This is a genomic window from Actinomadura sp. 6N118 (assembly GCF_044326415.1).
GTDB lineage: Bacteria > Actinomycetota > Actinomycetes > Streptosporangiales > Streptosporangiaceae > Spirillospora.
Genome location: NZ_JBIRAZ010000001.1, coordinates 454,891 through 473,557 on the forward strand (window position 1 = coordinate 454,891; position 18,667 = coordinate 473,557).

The window sequence follows — 18,667 nt, forward strand, 5'->3', positions numbered from 1 at the left end:
TCACTCCACGCGCATGGCGAAGATCGCCATGTCGTCGTCGAGGGGGCTGCTGGTGAACTCGCGTACGGCGGCCTGGATGCGCAGCGTCACGGCCCGCGCGGTCAGTCCGGTGCAGTCCGACAACAAGCGTGCCAGCCCGTTGTCGTCGTCCAGTTGCGCGTCACCACGCCGCCGTTCGGTGATGCCGTCGGTCACGCACAACATCACGTCGCCCGGGGCCAGCTCCATCGTGTCGAGCCGGTACGCCGGCTCGGTGACCGCGCCCACCAGCAGCTGGGACATCCCGATCGCCGTGACCTCGCCGTCGGGCCGCAGCCGCAGCGGGAGCGGATGGCCCGCCGAGGTGACCGAGACCCGCAGGTTGCCCGTCGACAGGCGTTCGAGCTCGCCGTGCACGATGGTCAGCAAGCGGGACGCCTCGTCGTCCAGCATCGCCTCGTTCAGGCTGTCGAGCGCGCGGGCCGTGCCGCGGCCCTCGCGGCTGAGCGCGCGCAGCGTGTGCCGGACCAGCCCGGTCACCGCGGCGGCGGCAGCACCGGTGCCGCAGACGTCGCCGAGCATGAAGCGCCAGCGGTCGCGGCCCGCCGGGAACAAGTCGTAGAAGTCGCCGCCCGCCTTGGCGTCCTGCCCGGCGGGCAGGTAGACGATGCTGTAGTCGATGCCGGGGATCTGCGGCAGCTGCGCGGGCAGCAGGCTGCGCTGCAGGGTCTGGCTGACGGCCACCTGCTCGCCGTAGCGGCGCGCGTTCAGCAGGGCGAGTGCGAAGCGGCCGCCGAGGTCTTCGGCGAGCCTCACCTGCTCTGGCCGGAAGTCGTCGTCGCCGGGGCCGCCCAGCACGATGCAGCCGAACCGGTGCTCCCGGCACGCCAGCGGCAGTTCGAGCACGTGGGAGCCGCTGATGCGGCGAGCGGCAGGCTCCAGCGACGCGAACATGTTCCACTGCCGCGCTTCCCGTACTTGGTGGGAGGTGGGTGCCGGACAGCCCGCCAGCAACTCACGCAGAGGCCCGATGAGCTGCTCGTCGGCGTGCCAGACATGCTCGAGCACGCCCTTGCCGCCCTGGTCGTCGAGATAGACCGCGCACCAGGAGGCGATCCGCGGCACGAACAGCTGCGCAGCCAGGGCGAGCACCAGCTTCTCGTCCAGCGTCCCGGCGAGCAGGTCGTTCGCTTCGGCGAGGAAACCGAGCCAGCCGCGGTAGCCGTTGTGCCCGGTCGTCTGCTGCTCCCGTGACAACACCGGCGCGAGCGACTCCGCCGCGTACTCGAGCCGGCTGATATCGGCCGGGCCGAACCGGTCGGCCTCCTCTGCGGTCACCACGACCAGGCCGAGCCGTTTGCCGCTGACCCTGAGCGGCGCGGTGGCCAGCGACTGGAACGTGCTGCCCGTCGGCGGTGGCATCACCGCCGCGTCGTCGTGCGCGACGATGGCCAGCCGGGTGGCTTCCGCCGGTCGCAGTGCCGGTCGCAGTGCCGGTCGCAGCCCAGAGGGCTCCGCCGGTCCGTCCGCGGCGTGACCGGCCGCGCCGCCGGGGTCGTGACCGGCCGTGCCGGCGGGGTCGTGACCGGCCGCGCCGGCGGGATCGTCGAACGCCGACGCCCGCACCTTGAGGGACTCGTCATCGGCGCCCACCAGCACGTACGCGGCGTCGGCGCCGGTGGACGCGCGCGCCCACTGCACGACGTGGTCGAAGAGCTGCTCGGCGGGCAGGATGGGAGCCGGTAGGCCGGGCTCCCCGATCCCGGGGGAGATCTCCACACCACCCGGCGAGAGCGTCCCTGGGGGGATAGCCGACGTCGGAACCGCCGACGTGGTCATGAAGGGCCCGGGCGTGCGCGGCGACGGCACCGGCTGGACGGGCTGGATGCGCAGGAGCGGGGACGCAGGACAGGGCGGTTGTCGGTCGGGCGGTTGGCCGGACGGTTCGTCGGACGGCTCGTCGTGCATCCGGGCCGTTCCGGCCAGCTCGAACCAGACGGTCTTGCTGGCCTTGGTGTAGGTGACGCCCCACGCCTCCGCGAGCGAATGCGTGAGCACCAGGCCGCGATGCCCGTCCAGGCGGCCCGCGACCTGGTCCGGCGCGTCCACGCGGCGCATCGGCAGCAGGTCCCGCACCTCGATCCGGACGGTGCCGCCGGGCGCGTCGAGATGGCACGTGAGCTCGAGGTCGGTGCCCGCGTGCACGACGGCGTTCGTCACCAGCTCGCTGGCGATCAGGACCGCGTCCTCGACACGGTCGAAAGGGAGGTCCCAGGCGTAGAGCGTCTCCCGGACATGCGCCCGGGCAGCCGGAACGGTCGTGCTCTCCGGCACGTACTGGGCGCTGGACCTCCGCGGAACCGACACGATGACCCCCCTGCGGGAAACATGCTGATTCGCGGGGTGAAGCTAGAGCCATAGTGACAGAATGAACGGGCTCAGATACGCCGAGTTGGCAAGGTTCGTCCAATGAGTGCAACCTCGAGCAGGTCGCAAGGCCAGTCGCAAGGCGAGTCGCAGGGTCAGCAGCCCGTCCCGGCGGGAGGCACCGAAGGCGCCGAAGGCGCCATACCGGCAGACACCGAATCAGCGGACACTGAATCGGCGGACACAGGCGCGGCCCAGCGGCTGCCGGAGAGCGAGGCCGCACTCCGGTCCCTGCTGGAGGCGATGCGGGCGTTGCGTGACGGGGACTTCCGGGCGCGTTACAAGGCACCGCAGGACGGCACCCTCGCCGAGATAGGCGAGGTCCTCGAACAGATCCTGGACCGCAACCGGCATCTCTCCGATGAGCTCACCCGGGTCTGCCGGCACGTCACCCGGGAGGGGCGACTGGACGAACGGCTCGCCGCCGGTCCCGGTTCGGGCCGCTGGACCAGCAGCATCGAGTCCGCCAACACGTTGCTCGACCTCATCACCACGCCGCTGAGCAACACCGCGCGCGTGCTGGAGGCGGTCGCGGCGGGCGACCTGTCGCAGCGGGCCGACCTGGAGGTCGGCAACCGCGGCCTGCACGGTGACCTGCGGCGCGCAGGCAAGGCGACCAACCGGATGATCGACCAGCTGACGCTGTTCACCTCCGAGGTGACCCGGGTCGCCCGCGAGCTCGGCACCGAGGGCCGGCTGGGCGGCCAGTCCAAGGTGCGCGGCCTCACCGGCAGCTGGGCGCAGGTGACCGAGGCGGTCAACGACATGGCGGGCCGCCTCACCGGCCAGGTCCGCGACATAGCTGTGGTCACCACCGCGGTCGCCAAGGGCGACCTCACCCGCAAGGTCACAGTCGAGGCGACCGGCGAGATGCTGGAGCTCAAGCTGACCGTCAACACGATGGTCGACCAGCTCTCCGCGTTCGCCGACGAGGTGACCCGCGTCGCGCGCGAGGTCGGCACCGAGGGGCGGCTGGGCGGCCAGGCGCAGGTACGCGGCGTCAGCGGCACCTGGAAGGACCTCACCGAGTCGGTCAACGTCATGGCCAGCAACCTGACCTACCAGGTGCGCAACATCGCCCAGGTGGCGACGGCGGTGGCCAAGGGGGACCTGAGCCAGAAGATCACCGTCGACGTCAAGGGTGAGCTGCTGGAGCTGAAGGACACCCTCAACACCATGGTCGACCAGCTGTCGGCGTTCGCGGGCGAGGTGACGCGCGTCGCCCGTGAGGTCGGGTCCGAGGGCAACCTGGGCGGGCGGGCCGAGGTCACCGGCGTGTCGGGGGTCTGGAAGGACCTGACCGACAACGTCAACGCGATGGCCAACAACCTGACGTCGCAGGTGCGGAACATCGCGCAGATCACCAAGGCCGTCGCCGACGGCGACCTGACCAAGAAGATCGACGTGGACGCGCAGGGCGAGATCCTGGAGCTGAAGTCGACCATCAACACGATGGTCGACACCTTGTCCGCGTTCTCCTTGGAGGTGACCCGGGTCGCCCGTGAGGTGGGCACGGAGGGGCGTCTCGGCGGTCAGGCGCAGGTGCGGGGTGTGTCGGGGGTCTGGAAGGACCTGACCGACAATGTGAATTCGATGGCCAACAACCTGACGTCGCAGGTGCGGAACATCGCGCAGATCACCAAGGCGGTCGCGGACGGGGATCTGTCGAAGAAGATCACGGTTGACGCGCAGGGTGAGATCCTGGAGCTGAAGGACACCCTCAACACGATGGTCGACCAGCTGTCGGCGTTCGCGGGCGAGGTGACCCGTGTCGCGCGCGAGGTGGGCACGGAGGGGCGTCTCGGTGGTCAGGCGCAGGTGCGGGGTGTGTCGGGGGTCTGGAAGGACCTGACCGACAACGTGAACTCGATGGCCAACAACCTCACCAACCAGGTCCGCAACATCGCGCAGGTGGCGACCTCCGTGGCCGGCGGCGATCTGACCAAGAAGATCACCGTGGACGCCCGCGGCGAGATCTTCCAGCTCAAGACCACCCTCAACACGATGGTCGACACGCTCTCGGCGTTCGCCGACGAGGTCACCCGGGTCGCGCGCGAGGTCGGCACCGAGGGCGAACTGGGCGGCCAGGCGCAGGTACGCGGCGCCTCCGGCGTGTGGAAGGACCTCACCGACAACGTCAACGCGATGGCCAACAACCTGACCTACCAGGTCCGCAACATCGCCCAGGTCACCACCGCCGTCGCCAACGGCGACCTCACCAAGAAGATCGACGTCGACGCCCAGGGCGAGATCCTGGAGCTCAAGACGACCATCAACACGATGGTCGACCAGCTGTCGGCGTTCGCCTCCGAGGTCACCCGCGTCGCCCGCGAGGTCGGCAGCCGCGGCGAGCTCGGCGGCCAGGCCCAGGTGCCCGGCGCCACCGGCACCTGGAAGGACCTCACCGACAACGTCAACCTGCTGGCCAGCAACCTCACCACCCAGGTCCGCGCGATCGCCGAGGTGGCCAGCGCCGTCGCCCGCGGCGACATGACCCGCGCCATCACGGTCGAGGCGCGCGGCGAGGTCGCCGAGCTCAAGGACAACGTCAACCTGATGGTGGCCAACCTCCGCGAGACCACGCGGGCGAAGGACTGGCTGGAGTCCAATCTGGCTCGCATCGCCGGCCTGATGCAGGGCCACCGCGACCTGGTCGAGGTCGCCAGCCTCATCCTGAGCGAGCTCACCCCGCTGGTCGGCGCGCACTACGGGGCGTTCTTCCTGGCGCAGCGGGAGGCCGGTGGCGAGCCGACGCTCCGCCTCATCTCCGGCTACGGCTACGGAGGGCACAACCGGCTGAACGAGGAGCTGGACTTCGGCCAGGGCCTGGTCGGCCAGGCCGCCGTGGAGAAGAAGCGCCTCATCATCGTCGATACGCCGCCCGACTACATCAAGATCTCTTCGGGGCTGGGCGAGTCGTCCCCGGCGTGCGTGGTCGTGCTGCCGATCGTGTTCGAGGACGAGGTGCTCGGCGTCATCGAGCTGGCCGCGTTCAGCAAGTTCAGCGATGTGCACCTGGCGTTCTTCGACCAGTTCGTGCACACCATCGGCGTGGCGATCAACACCATCATCGCCAACGCCCGGACCGAGGCGCTGCTGGGCGAGTCGCAGCGCCTCACCCGCGAGCTCCAGGAACGGTCGGGCGAACTGCAGCGCCAGCAGGCCGAGCTGCGCCGGTCCAACGCCGAGCTGGAGGAGAAGGCGGCGCTCCTCGCCCAGCAGAACCGCGAGATCGAGGTCCAGAACACCGAGATCGAGCAGGCCCGCCGGGCCTTGGAGGAACGGGCCGAGCAGCTGGCGCTCTCCTCGCGCTACAAGTCCAACTTCCTGGCCAACATGTCGCACGAGCTGCGCACGCCGCTCAACAGCCTGTTGTTGCTGGCCAAGCTGATGTGGGCCAACCCCGACGGCAACCTGACCGCCGAGCAGGTGCAGTTCGCCCGCACGATCTACGGCGCCGGACGTGACCTGCTCCAGCTCATCGACGACATCCTCGACCTGTCGAAGATCGAGGCCGGCAAGATGGAGATCCATCCCGAGGAGATCCCGCTCACCAAGCTGGTCGACTACGTCAACGTGACGTTCCGGCACATCGCCGTCGAGCAGGGACTGGAGTTCGAGGTCGTCATCGACGACGGCCTGCCCCGGGTGCTGGCGACCGACGAACAGCGGCTCCAGCAGATCGTGCGCAACCTGCTGTCGAACGCCATCAAGTTCACCAACGAGGGCGGCGTCCGGTTGGAGATCAAGCTGGCCCGGGACGTCTTCTTCGCCACCGAAGCGCTGAGCAACGCCGAACGGGTCGTCGCGTTCACCGTCACCGACACGGGCGTCGGCATCCCGCCGGGCAAGCTGGAGGTCATCTTCGACGCGTTCCAGCAGGCGGACGGCACCACCAGCCGCAAGTACGGCGGCACGGGCCTCGGGCTGTCGATCTGCCGCGAGATCGCCGGGCTGCTGGGAGGCGAGATCAGGGCCGACAGCAGGCCCGGCGTCGGCAGCACCTTCGTGCTCTACCTGCCCGAGCGCAGCCCCTACCCGAGGCGAGAGGGGCCTGCGGACGAGAGCCAGGCCGGCGCGCTCGACGCGGTGGGCGACGGCGGGCTGGTGGCCCTGGAGCCGGCCGCCCGGGTGCACGCCGGCGACGACTTCGCCGAGCCCGGCCTGGTCGTCGCGCGGGACGCGGTCTTCGCGGGGCGCAAGGTGCTCATCATCGACGACGACATCCGCAACGTCTTCGCGCTGAGCACCGTGCTGGAGAGGTCGGGCCTCAAGGTCCTCTACGCCGCCGACGGCAAGAAGGGCATGGAGAGCCTGGAGAACAACGACGACATCTCGCTGGTCTTCATGGACGTGATGATGCCCGAGATGGATGGGTACGCCACGACCCGGGCGATCCGTGCGATGCCGCAGTTCGCGGCGCTCCCGATCGTCGCGCTCACCGCCAAGGCCATGAAGGGCGACCAGGAGAAGAGCCTGGTCGCCGGGATGTCCGACTACGTCACCAAGCCGGTCGAGATCGAGCACCTCTTCGGCGTGATGCGCAAATGGCTGGACGAGGCAGACGGGCCCGCGGACGACAAGGGGGAACAGCGGTGATGGACAAGTCCGGCCTGCCGAAGATCCTGCTGGTGGACGATCAGGAGGAGAACCTGGTCGCCCTCGCGGCGATCCTCAAGACGGTGGACGCGGTGGTGGTGCCGGCGCGCTCGGGGGAGGACGCGCTGCGCGCCCTCATGATCGAGGACTTCGCGGTGATCCTGCTGGACGTCGTGATGCCCGACATGGACGGCTTCGAGACCGCGTACCACATCAAGCGCAAGGACCGGACGAAGGACGTCCCGATCATCTTCCTGACCGCCGCGCGCAGCGAGCCGGACCTGGCGTTCCGCGGCTACGCGGTCGGCGCGGTGGACTACCTGGTCAAGCCGTTCGACCCGTGGGTGCTCCGGTCCAAGGTCGAGATCTTCATCGAGCTGCACGAGCAGCGGCGCCGCGCCCGCGAGCAGTCGGCGATCCTGAGCGGCCTCTTCCCGGGCGCCGCCGCGGGGCTGGCGCGCGGAGCCGAGCTCGTCAGCGAGATCAACGACCGGCTGTCCGCCGTGGAGAACGCGCTGAACGTGCTGGCCGACCGGATGAACGACCGCCTCGGCGACGTCGCGGCCAAGGAGGCGTTCGGCCGGCTCGACCGGGAGCTCGGGGCGTTGCGCGGCGCCCAAGAGGCGCTGTTCGGGCAGCCGGCCGACACGTCCCCCGCCGAGGCCACGTAGCCATCCCAACCGGCCATCCCAACCTAGTCATCCCAACGGAAGGACCTCATCGACTGCGGGAGCCGATGAGGTCCTGTCCTGTCCGTATGTACGGGTGACGGATGTACGGATGGCCTGCTCGGGTGTCCTGTCCGGTTCAGGCGGGTCGGGGGATGGCCTTGTACTCCAGGTAGGGGGAGAGGCCTTCGGGTCCCAGCTCCCGGCCGAGGCCGCTGTCCTTGTAGCCGCCGAACGGGGTGTTGGGGTCGAGGACGTAGAGGTTCACGCCGCAGCTGCCGGTGCGGATCCGCCGGGCCACCTCGACGCCGTGGTCGACGTCGGCCGACCAGACGGAGCCGCCCAGCCCGTAGCTGCTGTCATTGGCGATCCGGACCGCGTCGTCCTCGTCCTCGTAGGCGATGAGCGCGAGCACCGGGCCGAAGATCTCCTCCTGGGCGATGCGCATGTCGTTGGTGACGTCGCCGAACACGGTGGGCGCCACGTACCAGCCACGGTCGTGCGGCCGGTTGAGCCCGCCGGCGATGACCTTGGCCCCCTCGTCCTGCCCGACACGGATATAACCCTCGACCCGTTCCTGCTGCCGCTTGGCGACCAGCGGGCCGATCTCGGTGCCGTAGTCGGCCGGGTCGCCCACGTTGAGCGAGCCGACCATCGTGACCAGCGCGTCGGCGACCTCGTCGTACCGGCTGCGCGGCGCCAGGATGCGGGTCTGCGCGGCGCAGGCCTCGCCGTTGTTCATCAGCGCGGCCATCTTGAAGCCCTCGATGGTCGCGGCCAGATCGGCGTCCTCAAGGATGATCGCCGCCGACTTGCCGCCCAGCTCCAGCGTGACCGGCCGCAGGAGTTCGCCGCAGGCCGCGCCGATCTTGCGCCCGGCCTCGGTGGATCCGGTGAAGGCGACCTTGTCGACGCCCGGGTGCGAGACCAGGTACGCACCGACCTCGCGGCCCGCCGGGACGATGTTGATGACGCCGTCCGGGACGCCCGCCTCCTTGATCCACTCCGCCAGCAGGTAGGCGTCCAGGGGGGTCTCGGGGGAGGGCTTGGCCACGACCGTGCAGCCCGCGATCAGTGCCGGCGCCAGCTTGAGCATCAGCGTGAACTGCGGGACGTTCCACGGGTAGATCGCCGCCACCACCCCGACCGGCTCGCGGGTCACGGTGACCGGGCCGAGCATGCCGGCGCGTTCTTCCTCCCAGGTGAACGAGGCGGCCAGGTCCACGTAGTACTGCAGGACCATCTGCGGCATCGCGGCCTGACCGAAGATCGAGAAGAGGATCGGCGACCCCATCTCCGCGGTGACCAGATCGGCCATCGCCTGCTGCCGCTCGGCGTAGATCGCCGACAGCCGCCCGAGGATCTCGGCGCGCTCGGCGGGGGTCATCCGGGGCCACGGGCCCTGGTCGAACGCCTGCCGCGCCGCGGCGACGGCGGCGTCCATGTCCGCCTCGGTGCCCTCGGGCACCCGCCCGATGAACTCTTCGGTGTGCGGGGAGATCACGTCGATGGTGCCGGTGCCGGCCGGTGCGGTCCACTGACCGCCGATGAACAGCCGATCGTGTTCACGCATGCTGCTGGAGCCTCCCGCTATCGACCGAATGCTTGCTTGGTCACAGCATCGCATGGTGCCCTGGGGGATTGGCAAGAGCCCCGTGAGACGGGAGTCTCATTTCTTCTCCGGTCTAGTCTGGAGCGATGATCGCGGACATATGGTTCGATCCCTCCTGCCCGTACACCTGGGTCACGTCCCGCTGGCTGCTGGAGGCGGCGGCGGTGCGGTCGTTCGAGATCCGATGGCACGTGCTGAGCCTCGCGGTACTCAACGAGGGGCGCGACGACGATCCGGAAGACGACCCCGAGGGCTATCTCTGGTATCCCGTCCGGGTCTTCGCGGCCGTCGCGGAACGGCACGGCCAGGAGGCGCTCGCCACGTTCTACACCGCCTTCGGCACCCGCACCCACCGCGACGGCGAGTGGGGCGGCTTCGAGGGCTCGCTCGCCGCTGCCGGGCTGCCCGTGGAACTGGCTGCGGCCGCCACGTCGGAGGAGTATGACGACGCCGTCCGCGTCTCCACCGCCGACGGGATCGGCCGTCTCGGCCCCCACATCGGCACGCCCGTGATCGCCGTCGGCGACGTGGCCTTCTTCGGGCCGGTCAGCTCCCGCATCCCGAAGGGCGAGGACGCCGGGCGGCTCTGGGACGGGACGCTGCTGGTCGCCGGGACCCCGGGCTTCCACGAGCTCAAGGGCGTCCCGCACGCGGAGCCGCAGCTCAGCTGAGCAGGTGGGCGTTCGGTGCCCGGGCCAGGTCTGCGAGCGCCGGCAGCTCCACGACCTCGACGCCTGCCGCGCGTAGCTGCTCCACACCTTTCCCCTCGACGAAGACCGAGGGCTCCCGCCAGGCGAAGACCACTCGCGCTATCCCCGCCCGCAGGATCAGCTCCGAGCAGGTCAGGGGACGTGACTTACGTTCGGCACACGGCTCCAGGGAGCTGTAGATGGTCGTCCCGCTCAGGTCGGCGGCCGTCTTGGCCAGCGCGGACTCCTCAGCGTGGTCGTGCGGGTCGTGTTCCCGCGAATACCCGCGGGTGATCTCCCGCCCGTCCGCGCCGACGATGACCGCGCCGACCGAGAACGCGGTGCGGGACGGCGGGCACAGACCGGCCAGCTCGCACGCGATCCGCAGCCAGCCGACATCATCCATGGGCAGGCGTGCCCATCACATAGCGCAACAGGACCAGGTTGCCGATCCGGGTGCACTCGGCCAGCCGCATCGGGCGGTCCGGGCTCTGCGGGAACACCCCCGAGCCCACGAAGCGCGGCGCGGACGGGTCGCCGATGAAGAACGGCGCCATCACCAGCTGGATCTCGTCGACCAGCCCCGCGGTCAGGAACCGCGTGTGCATGCCCCCGCCGCCCTCCACCATCAGCCGCCGCACCCCGCGCGCGGCCAGATCGCCGAGCATCACCGGGAAGTCCAGCGGATCGCCCGCATCGATCACCTCGGCGCGCCCGGTCAGCCGGGCGGCGAGCGGGTGGGCGGCCGAGGACGCGCAGTAGACGAGCTTGGGCGACTCGCCCGTGGTGAAGAAGAGCGCCTCGGGATCGAGGTCGCCTCTCTCGGTCACCGTGACCTTCGTCAGGTCGGCCGGCAGCCCCTTGGCGACCCGCTGCTCCCGGCGGGTCGGCGATTTGAGGAGCAGCTTGGGGTCGTCCCGCCGGACCGTGCCGGCGCCCACCAGGATCGCGTCACAGGTCGCGCGGACGCCGTCGACGCGGTCGAAATCGGCTGGGCTGGACAGCCGCAGCCGTTCCGGGCTGGCGTCGTCGATGTAGCCGTCCACCGACATCGCACAGCTCAGTAGCACATAAGGACGCTCACTCACGGCGTAACTCTAAGGGAATGAGACATCGCTCACGAATAGTAATCGTGATACTACGTTCTGTATTCGCTTCTCCGTTCGAAGATTGTTTGGGGCTCCTCGGCGTTTCTGCGCCGGATGTGGCGTGCGTGGTGCCTATGGTGACCCCGTCATGCGACTTCTCCACACCTCCGACTGGCATCTCGGCAGATCGTTCCACCGCGAGGACCTCCTGGGCGCCCAGGCGGCCTTCGTGGACCATCTCGTCGACACGGTCCGGTCGGAGAACGTGGACTGCGTGCTGATCTCGGGCGACGTCTACGACCGCGCGCTGCCCGCGGTGGACGCCGTGCGGCTCTGCAACGAGGCGCTCGAACGGCTTGCCGCGCTGACCCGGGTGGTCCTGATCGCGGGCAACCACGACTCGGTGCAGCGCCTCGGCTTCGGTTCGTCCCTCATGGACAAGGCAGGTGTGCACGTACGCACCGACCCCGCGTCCGTCGGGGAGCCGATCCTCGTCGACGACGCCGCGATCTACGGCATCCCCTATCTGGAGCCCGAGCTCGTCCGCCATCCCTGGGACCTGGACGAACGCAGTCACGCCGCCGCGCTCACCGAGGCCATGCGGCGTGTCCGCGCGGACATCGCGCGCCGGGACGCCACCTCGATCGTCCTGGCCCACGCGTTCGTCACCGGAGGGGAGGCCAGCGACAGCGAGCGCGACATCTCCGTCGGCGGCGCCGCCAATGTGCCCGCGTCGGTCTTCGAGGGAGTCGACTATGCGGCGCTCGGCCACCTGCACGGACGCCAGGCGATGACCGACCGCGTGCGCTACTCCGGCTCGCCGCTGGCCTACTCGTTCTCTGAGGAACGCCAGCTCAAGGGCTCCTGGCTGGTCGACCTGCGGCCCGGCGGCGAACTCTCAGCCGAATGCGTCGAGGCCCCCGTGCCGCGCCGCGTCGCACGCCTGAGGGGCCCGATCGCCACCTTGCTCGACGACCCGTCGTACGAGGCCTACGAGGACCGCTGGCTCCAGATCACGCTCACCGACGCGCAGCGCCCCTCCGCCGCGATGGAACGGCTGCGCCGCCGCTTCCCGTACGCCCTCGTCCTGGGTTTCGACCCCGAGGACGAGGGCGCGGCGGACACCAGGACCTGGTCCGAACGCATCCGTGAACGTTCCGACCTGGACATCGCTGGTGACTTCGTCACCGAGGTCTCGCAGGCCCCTGCTTCGGCCGCCGAACGTGACCTGCTCCACGAGGCCTTCGAGCGCTGCCGCCAGAAGGAGGCACTGGCGTGAGGTTGCACCGGCTGGAGATCACCGCGTTCGGGCCCTTCTCGGGCACCGAGGAGATCGACTTCGACGCGCTCTCCGGCGCCGGGCTGTTCCTCATCCAGGGCCAGACCGGGGCCGGCAAGACCAGCGTCCTCGACGCGGTCTGCTTCGCGCTGTACGGCCAGGTCCCCGGCGTGCGCAACGCCATCAAGAACCTCCGCAGCGATCACGCCGCACCGCACCAGGCGCCACGCGTCGTCCTGGAGACCACGATCCGCGGCCGCCGCTTCCGGATCAGCCGTTCCCCGGCCTGGGAGCGGCCGAAGAAGCGCGGCACCGGCACCACCACCGAGCACGCCTCCGTCATCCTCGAAGAACGGGCACACGGCGACTGGATCGGCCTGACCAACCGCCTCGACGAGGCAGGCGATCTCATCGGCCGCCTGCTCGGCATGACGGCCGCGCAGTTCTGCCAGGTCGCGATGTTGCCGCAGGGCGAGTTCGCGAGCTTTCTCCGTGCCGGGGCCGAGGAACGCCGCAAGGTCCTGGAGCGGCTGTTCGCCACGGAGGTCTTCACCCAGGTGGAGAAGTGGCTCGCCGATCGCCGCGCCACGACCCGTCGCGAGGCCGCCGACCTGCGTTCCGCCGCCGAGTCGGTTGCCGACCGCATCGCCGAGGCCGCCGGCACCCAGCGACCGGGCCGATCCCTCGTCCCCGAGCCCCGGCAAGCCGAGCCGCCCGACGAGTCGCTGGACGACATCGAGATCCTGCCCGCCTGGGCTGCAGAGCTGGCGGGCCACCACACGACGATCCACACGATCAACGAGACACTGCTCGCCGAGGCGTCCGCGGCGCACGAAACGGCGAGGACGACCCTGGAATCCGCCCGTACCCTCGCCGAACGGCAGCACCGCCACGCCGAGGCCCTGCGCCGCCGCCACACCCTCGAAGAACGCGCGGAAGAACGCTCGCGGCTCACCGCCCGCCTCGACGCCGCCGCCCGCGCCGACCGCGTCGTCGCGCTGATCAAGCAGGTCCGCGAACGCGCCGAACGCGCCAAGCTGACCCACCGCGAGGCGAACGAGGCCCGGTCCCGTGTCGCGTCGCTGGTGACGCCGGGAGCCGCCGCCGACGTACTCGCCAAGGCCGAACGCGAACGCCGCGACGACATCGCAGCCTTGGAGGGCAAACGCGGCAGCGCCGACCGGCTGCGGCGGATCACCTCCGAACTTGCGGACCTTTATGGCGAACGCGACCGGCTGGAGCCCGAAGAGGCGAAGCTCGCTGCGACGCTCGACGAACTGCCGGGCGTGGTCGACGAACAGCGTGCCCAGCTCGACGAGGCCCGGATCGTCGTGGCCGGACGTTCCGGTGCCGAAGCCGTCCTCCAGGAGGCCGCGCGGCGCCTGGACGCGGCCCGGCGCCGTGACCAGGTGACGGCCCGGCTCGGCCAGGCCGAAGAGGCCCTGCGCGATGCGATCGATGTCGCCCAGCAGGCCCGTGAACGTTTCCAGGATCTCCGTCAGGCCCGCCTGGAGGGCATGGCGGCCACCCTCGCCGAAGACCTCACCCCCGGCGAGCCGTGCCGCGTGTGCGGATCCACGGACCACCCCGCGCCCGCCACCTCGCTCGGCCTCATCCCCGGCGAGGAGGACGAGGAACGAGCGAATACCGCCTACGAACAGGCCCAGACCCGCCGCGAGGAGACAAGCGGCCTCGTCGAGTCCCTGCGTGCCGAACGCGACGCCGCCCTGGAAGTCGCAGGCGAGGCCGACACCGCGACGCTCGGCGCCGACGTCGCCGAGGCCCAGGAGGCCCTCGCCGCGATCGACGCCCGCACGGCCCACCTGGAACGCATGGAGCGGCAAGTCCACCAGGCCGCACAAGAACTGGAACGCGTCCGGGACCGGCGCGACGAGATCGCCCGCGTCCTCACCACCAACCACGCCCGCCACGGCGAGCTCTCCGCCGAGCAGGCCCGCCTCACTGCCGAGCTCGACAAGGCGCGAGGCGACGACCCGACACTGGAAGCCCGCATCGACCGTCTGGGCCACGAGGCCGACGCGCTCGCCGAAGCCGTCCAGGCGCTCCAGACCGCCGATCGCGCCGCCGACGAACTGGCCGCCGCCCGCGCCCGGGCCAAGCAGACCGCGGCCGACGAGGGCTTCGCCACGCCCGACGACGTGATGGTGGCCGCGCTGGAGGACGAAGACCAAGCCGCCCTCCGCGACCGGATCCGCCGCTTCGACAACGAGGAGGCGGCCGTCAAGGAGATCCTCGCAGACCGCGCCCTCATCGCCGCCGCCGCGCAACCCGCCCCCGACCTGTCCGCCCTGGAAGCCGCGCTGGCGATCGCCCAGACGACCCGTACCGCCATCGCCTCCGCCGCCGACCGTGCCCGCAAACGCCGCGAGCGCCTGGCCGAGCTGCGCACCGAGCTCACCACCCGCGTCCACGCCTGGCGTCCTGCCGCCGAACGCCACGCCCTCGCCGCCCGCCTCGCAGGTCTCACCTCCGGCCAGTCCGGCGCCAACCGCCTCAGCATGCGCCTCTCCGCGTACGTCCTCGCCGCGCGCCTCGAACAGGTCGTCGCCGCCGCCAACGAACGCCTGGCCCGCATGTCCGCAGGCCGCTACGCCCTCCTCCACACCACCGACAAGGCAGCAGGAGATCGCCGCGGAGGCAGCGGTGGCCTAGGCCTGCGCGTAGTCGACGCCTGGACCGGCCAGGAACGCGACCCCGTCACCCTCTCCGGTGGCGAGTCGTTCATCACCTCCCTGGCCCTCGCCCTAGGCCTAGCCGACGTGGTCACCGCCGAAGCCGGCGGCACCGAGATCAACACACTCTTCGTCGACGAGGGCTTCGGCACCCTCGACGAGGAAACCCTCGACGAGGTCATGGACGTCCTCGACGCCCTCCGCGACGGCGGCCGCGCCGTGGGCATCGTCAGCCACGTAGCTGAGCTCCGCACCCGGATCCCCGCCCAGCTACGCATCAGCAAACAACGCACCGGCTCCACCGCCGCCGTCACCGTCTGACGGCCACCCTGGCCCAGACGACCTTTCCTCCGCCCTGCGTCTCGTCGACCATGACGATGCCCCATTTGTCGGCCACGTGACCGATGAGTCCCATTCCCCGGCCGTTCTCCTGCTCCTCTGTCGGCGTGAGAATCTCCGGCTCCCGAGGGCACGCGTCCCATACTTCGATCAGCAGATGGCCGGGATCATCGAGCGACACCCGCACGATCAGCCATTCGCCCGGCGAATGCCGGTGGGCGTTCGTCACGAGCTCGGACACCAGGATCCGTGCGGCGAAGTCATCCTTCACCGCCCACAAGGCACAGCACTCCACGACGAAATCGCGAGCGCTCTTGGCGGCCGAGCCGGTCGACGGAAGGAAGAGCGGCAGAACGTCTGTCGCGGTAGCTGCGTGAATCATGGCGGGGTGACCTTCGGGATCGATTCGAGAAGCACTGGCCGTCACCATGAAGCCACGCATCGCTAACGGTTTCTAGAAACCTGCCAGAACGAGAAACAATCCGCAGTTAACCTGATCCCTTGGGTTAATCGAGGTAAGTCCCGGTTGCAGAAAGGCGATCATGTCAAACCCTCAGAGACGTGCGACGACATCGCCGGTGCTGAGCGCGTTCGGCCGTCAATTCAAGCGGTACAGACATGAAGCCGGGTTAACCCAGCAGGTGATCGCGAGAGCGTGGGGAACGACTACTGCTTTCGTCTCACAGGTGGAACGAGGCAAGAAGCGCCCCACGCGCAAGCGCATCGAAAAGGCCGACGCCTTGATGCGCGCGAGTGGCGTGCTGCTGGAGCTCTACGACGACCTCACGACGGATCAGGCGCTCGCCTTCCCTGACTGGTCGGAGTGGGCGCCCATCGAAGCGGACGCCATCATGCTCGTCTCGTGGCAGCCGATGGTCGTCCACGGCTTGTTGCAGAGTGAGGCGTACGCGAGCGCCATCCTCCACGGCAATGAAGCTGACATCGCCAACCGTATGGCTCGGCAAAAGGTCTTGAGCAGGGATGATCCGCCCCCGCCGCGGTTCACTCTCCTGCTGGAGGAAGGCGTCTTGTTTCGCGAGGTCGGCAACCCTGGCATCATGCGGGAGCAACTGCTCCTGCTCGTGGATCGCATCTCCGATCAACTGTCCGTTCAGGTCGTTCCGCCCCGAGGTGAACATGACGGGAACTCTGGTTCGGTCACGCTCGCGCGGTTGGATGACATGTCAGAAGTCGCATACGTCGAGACGATCGGACGTGGGTTCACCCTTGGAGAGCCGGAGGACCTCGTCCGAGTTCACAAAGCTCTGGAGGAAGTCAGGACCCTCGCCTACAACGTCCACGAGTCGGTAGAGATAATAAAGAAGGTCGTAGAGGATAAATGGACTTGAGTGACGCGAAATGGCGGAAGTCATCACAATCCACTTCACAGGGTGGCGAATGTGTGGAGTTGGCCGCAGTGCCGGGCGTCGTTGCCGTTCGTGACAGCAAGGATCCGGAGGGGCCCATGCTGGTGTTCACGGTGAAAGCGTTCAGGCGGTTTGCCGAGGGCGTCCGGCACCGGGCGTGACCATGGACTGCCAGGCGTGACCCGTCACCGGCGTGATACAGCTGCGCTCCATGCGCTGCCACGCGAGTGGCTTCACCCACCTCGCTCGATCGGCCCGTGGCAGGTCAGAGCCGCTGTGCCTGCTCCTAGTACGCTCGTCACCGGCGATCCGGTCGCCGGTGGAAATGCGAGATCGCGAGCTGAGGAAGCACATGGAACTGGTCCACTCCGGCAAGGTGCGCGACGTCTACGCCGACGGCGACGATCTGATTCTCGTCGCCTCGGACAGGGTGAGCGTCTATGACGTCGTGCTCCCCACAGAGGTCCCCGACAAGGGGAAGATCCTCACCCAGCTCTCGCTGTGGTGGTTCGAGCAGCTCGCCGATGTCGTGCCCAACCACATCATCTCCGCAACCGACGTCCCCGGCGAATGGACGGGACGGGCAGTCCGCTGCCGGCGCCTCACCATGCTCCCGGTGGAGTGGATCGCACGCGGCTATCTGGCGGGCCTCGGTCTCAAGGAGTACGAGAAGAACGGCACCGTATCCGGGATCGAGCTGCCCCCGGGCCTGGTCGAAGGCTCCAAGCTGCCCGAGCCAATCTTCACACCGACGACCAAGGCCACCGAAGGCCATGACGAGTTCATCACCTACCAGGACGTGGTGGACGAGATCGGTGACGACACCGCCGCCCGCCTCAAAGAGGTCACCCTGGAGATCTACCGGCGCGGCGCGGCCATCGCTGCGGAGCGGGGCATCATGATCGCCGACACCAAGCTGGAGTTCGGCCGCGCCGCCGACGACACGCTCGTGCTTGGCGATGAGGTTCTGACCTCGGACTCCTCACGCTTCTGGCCCGCGGACGACTGGCAGCCCGGCCGCCCCCAGCACGCGCTCGACAAGCAGTTCGTACGAGACTGGAGCAGCTCGCTCGACTGGGACCGCACACCTCCCGGCCCGCCCATCCCGGCCGAGATCGTGGACGCGACCAGAGCCCGCTACATCGAGGTCTACGAACGACTCACCGGCCGCCGTTGGGGCTGACCATTGCAGCCGTACGATCCCGCTGACCTCATCAAAGACAGCCAGGCGCTACTCACCGAGCGGGGTCTCACTCCGGTGCTCCGGCCAGAACCTCCTGCAGAGATCGCCGCAGCCCACCTCCTCCGCTCGCTCTCGACCACCCCGGCCATGGACGGCAGAAAGCACTGACCCAATCCATGGACAAGATCTGGTCAGACGAAGAGCTCTACGGGTTGTAGGCGGGATCTTAAGGAGTCCCCGGTGGCCTTCTTTCGTTTTCACGGACGCCTGGCCAAGGGCCTGTCTTGCCTATGAGGCCCCTCTTGCCGATGACGTCTCTTTGGCCCATGAGGTGCGCCTTTCGCATAAAGATGTTCGCCATGCCCAAACGACATCGACCGAATTCCGGCGTCGCGCGATCGAGCTGGTGTCCCAGGACGACAAGTCACTCATCCCATTCACCAAATTGCCGGGGGCTTTGGGTGCTCGTTCGTCTGCCGGTTTGTGAATTTGTGGGTTAGTGCTGTGCCGCTGCGCGGTCGGCGGCAGCGGTCACCCCTTTGGCGCCGCACCCAGCCCGGCAGCCGGTCAGTTGGGGCTGAAGGCCAAAAGTGGCGGCGACAAGAAGGTAGGCGGTGGGCGCGGCCTGTGCGTACGCACCGGTTTCCGGGGCAGGCTACTTCGTGCCGCTGCGCGGTTTGCGGCAGCGGTCTCCCCTTTTGGCTTCGCGCCCCGCCCGGGCAGCGGGTGGGTGGATGCTGAAGG

General features: G+C 69.2%; 13 protein-coding genes. 8 read left to right on the forward strand and 5 right to left on the reverse strand.

Features of this window, described 5'->3' with window-relative positions; genetic code table 11:
• Nucleotides 1-2,346, reverse strand: coding sequence for a SpoIIE family protein phosphatase (locus ACH34W_RS02020; RefSeq protein ID WP_395958912.1), 2,346 nt, complete (start codon nucleotides 2,344-2,346; stop codon nucleotides 1-3).
• A 102-nt stretch (nucleotides 2,347-2,448) separates the two neighbouring features.
• Between ACH34W_RS02020 and ACH34W_RS02025 the strand changes: the two genes are divergently transcribed.
• Together ACH34W_RS02025 and ACH34W_RS02030 are read left to right on the forward strand one after the other, a co-directional pair.
• Nucleotides 2,449-7,005 carry a HAMP domain-containing protein gene (locus ACH34W_RS02025; protein ID WP_395958913.1) on the forward strand — a complete coding sequence of 1,519 codons (4,557 nt, stop codon included), beginning with the start codon at nucleotides 2,449-2,451 and terminating at the stop codon, nucleotides 7,003-7,005.
• Complete coding sequence (locus ACH34W_RS02030) at nucleotides 7,005-7,676, forward strand: two-component system response regulator (RefSeq protein ID WP_395959288.1); 672 nt, start codon at nucleotides 7,005-7,007, stop codon at nucleotides 7,674-7,676. Before ACH34W_RS02025 ends, ACH34W_RS02030 begins: the two co-directional genes overlap by 1 nt.
• A 136-nt stretch (nucleotides 7,677-7,812) precedes the next feature.
• Here ACH34W_RS02030 and ACH34W_RS02035 read toward each other — a convergent pair whose 3' ends face one another.
• Nucleotides 7,813-9,246: an aldehyde dehydrogenase gene (locus ACH34W_RS02035; RefSeq protein ID WP_395958914.1), complete on the reverse strand. Its 1,434-nt coding sequence runs from the start codon at nucleotides 9,244-9,246 to the stop codon at nucleotides 7,813-7,815.
• A gap of 125 nt (nucleotides 9,247-9,371) precedes the next feature.
• Here ACH34W_RS02035 and ACH34W_RS02040 point away from each other — a divergent pair, with 125 nt between their 5' ends.
• On the forward strand, nucleotides 9,372-9,956 hold the full coding sequence (locus tag ACH34W_RS02040; protein WP_395958915.1) for a disulfide bond formation protein DsbA: 585 nt from the start codon (nucleotides 9,372-9,374) through the stop codon (nucleotides 9,954-9,956).
• Here ACH34W_RS02040 and ACH34W_RS02045 read toward each other — a convergent pair.
• Both ACH34W_RS02045 and ACH34W_RS02050 read right to left on the reverse strand, forming a co-directional pair.
• Nucleotides 9,949-10,380, reverse strand: a complete 432-nt coding sequence (locus tag ACH34W_RS02045; protein ID WP_395958916.1) for a dCMP deaminase — start codon at nucleotides 10,378-10,380, stop codon at nucleotides 9,949-9,951. The two genes, ACH34W_RS02040 and ACH34W_RS02045, sit on opposite strands and share 8 nt — an antisense overlap.
• Nucleotides 10,373-11,062: a RibD family protein gene (locus tag ACH34W_RS02050; protein ID WP_395958917.1), complete on the reverse strand. Its 690-nt coding sequence runs from the start codon at nucleotides 11,060-11,062 to the stop codon at nucleotides 10,373-10,375. Before ACH34W_RS02050 ends, ACH34W_RS02045 begins: the two co-directional genes overlap by 8 nt.
• A gap of 148 nt (nucleotides 11,063-11,210) precedes the next feature.
• Between ACH34W_RS02050 and ACH34W_RS02055 the strand changes: the two genes are divergently transcribed.
• Both ACH34W_RS02055 and ACH34W_RS02060 read left to right on the forward strand, forming a co-directional pair.
• Nucleotides 11,211-12,341, forward strand: a complete 1,131-nt coding sequence (locus ACH34W_RS02055) for an exonuclease SbcCD subunit D (RefSeq protein WP_395958918.1) — start codon at nucleotides 11,211-11,213, stop codon at nucleotides 12,339-12,341.
• The gene (locus ACH34W_RS02060; protein ID WP_395958919.1) at nucleotides 12,338-15,355 is read left to right on the forward strand and encodes an AAA family ATPase; all 3,018 of its coding nucleotides are present in this window, start codon (nucleotides 12,338-12,340) and stop codon (nucleotides 15,353-15,355) included. The genes ACH34W_RS02055 and ACH34W_RS02060 overlap by 4 nt, the downstream gene beginning before the upstream one ends.
• Here ACH34W_RS02060 and ACH34W_RS02065 read toward each other — a convergent pair.
• Nucleotides 15,345-15,815 carry an ATP-binding protein gene (locus ACH34W_RS02065; RefSeq protein ID WP_395958920.1) on the reverse strand — a complete coding sequence of 157 codons (471 nt, stop codon included), beginning with the start codon at nucleotides 15,813-15,815 and terminating at the stop codon, nucleotides 15,345-15,347. The two genes, ACH34W_RS02060 and ACH34W_RS02065, sit on opposite strands and share 11 nt — an antisense overlap.
• A gap of 136 nt (nucleotides 15,816-15,951) precedes the next feature.
• Here ACH34W_RS02065 and ACH34W_RS02070 point away from each other — a divergent pair, with 136 nt between their 5' ends.
• The 3 genes from ACH34W_RS02070 to ACH34W_RS02080 all read left to right on the forward strand — a co-directional run bounded on the left by ACH34W_RS02070 (nucleotide 15,952) and on the right by ACH34W_RS02080 (nucleotide 17,923).
• Complete coding sequence (locus ACH34W_RS02070) at nucleotides 15,952-16,722, forward strand: helix-turn-helix domain-containing protein (protein WP_395958921.1); 771 nt, start codon at nucleotides 15,952-15,954, stop codon at nucleotides 16,720-16,722.
• The gene (locus tag ACH34W_RS02075; protein WP_395958922.1) at nucleotides 16,713-16,901 is read left to right on the forward strand and encodes a DUF397 domain-containing protein; all 189 of its coding nucleotides are present in this window, start codon (nucleotides 16,713-16,715) and stop codon (nucleotides 16,899-16,901) included. Before ACH34W_RS02070 ends, ACH34W_RS02075 begins: the two co-directional genes overlap by 10 nt.
• 191 nt (nucleotides 16,902-17,092) lie before the next feature.
• Nucleotides 17,093-17,923, forward strand: coding sequence for a phosphoribosylaminoimidazolesuccinocarboxamide synthase (locus ACH34W_RS02080; protein ID WP_395958923.1), 831 nt, complete (start codon nucleotides 17,093-17,095; stop codon nucleotides 17,921-17,923).
• Nucleotides 17,924-18,667: the final 744 nt, after the last annotated feature.

What these genes read in the sequence shown, in the direction of transcription:
- ACH34W_RS02025 (WP_395958913.1), top strand. Translation starts at nt 2,449, where the DNA reads ATGAGTGCAACCTCGAGCAGGTCGCAAGGCCAGTCGCAAGGCGAGTCG.
- ACH34W_RS02030 (WP_395959288.1), top strand. Translation starts at nt 7,005, where the DNA reads ATGGACAAGTCCGGCCTGCCGAAGATCCTGCTGGTGGACGATCAGGAG.
- ACH34W_RS02035 (WP_395958914.1), bottom strand. Translation starts at nt 9,246, where the DNA reads ATGCGTGAACACGATCGGCTGTTCATCGGCGGTCAGTGGACCGCACCG.
- ACH34W_RS02040 (WP_395958915.1), top strand. Translation starts at nt 9,372, where the DNA reads ATGATCGCGGACATATGGTTCGATCCCTCCTGCCCGTACACCTGGGTC.
- ACH34W_RS02045 (WP_395958916.1), bottom strand. Translation starts at nt 10,380, where the DNA reads ATGGATGATGTCGGCTGGCTGCGGATCGCGTGCGAGCTGGCCGGTCTG.
- ACH34W_RS02055 (WP_395958918.1), top strand. Translation starts at nt 11,211, where the DNA reads ATGCGACTTCTCCACACCTCCGACTGGCATCTCGGCAGATCGTTCCAC.
- ACH34W_RS02065 (WP_395958920.1), bottom strand. Translation starts at nt 15,815, where the DNA reads ATGCGTGGCTTCATGGTGACGGCCAGTGCTTCTCGAATCGATCCCGAA.
- ACH34W_RS02075 (WP_395958922.1), top strand. Translation starts at nt 16,713, where the DNA reads ATGGACTTGAGTGACGCGAAATGGCGGAAGTCATCACAATCCACTTCA.
- ACH34W_RS02080 (WP_395958923.1), top strand. Translation starts at nt 17,093, where the DNA reads ATGGAACTGGTCCACTCCGGCAAGGTGCGCGACGTCTACGCCGACGGC.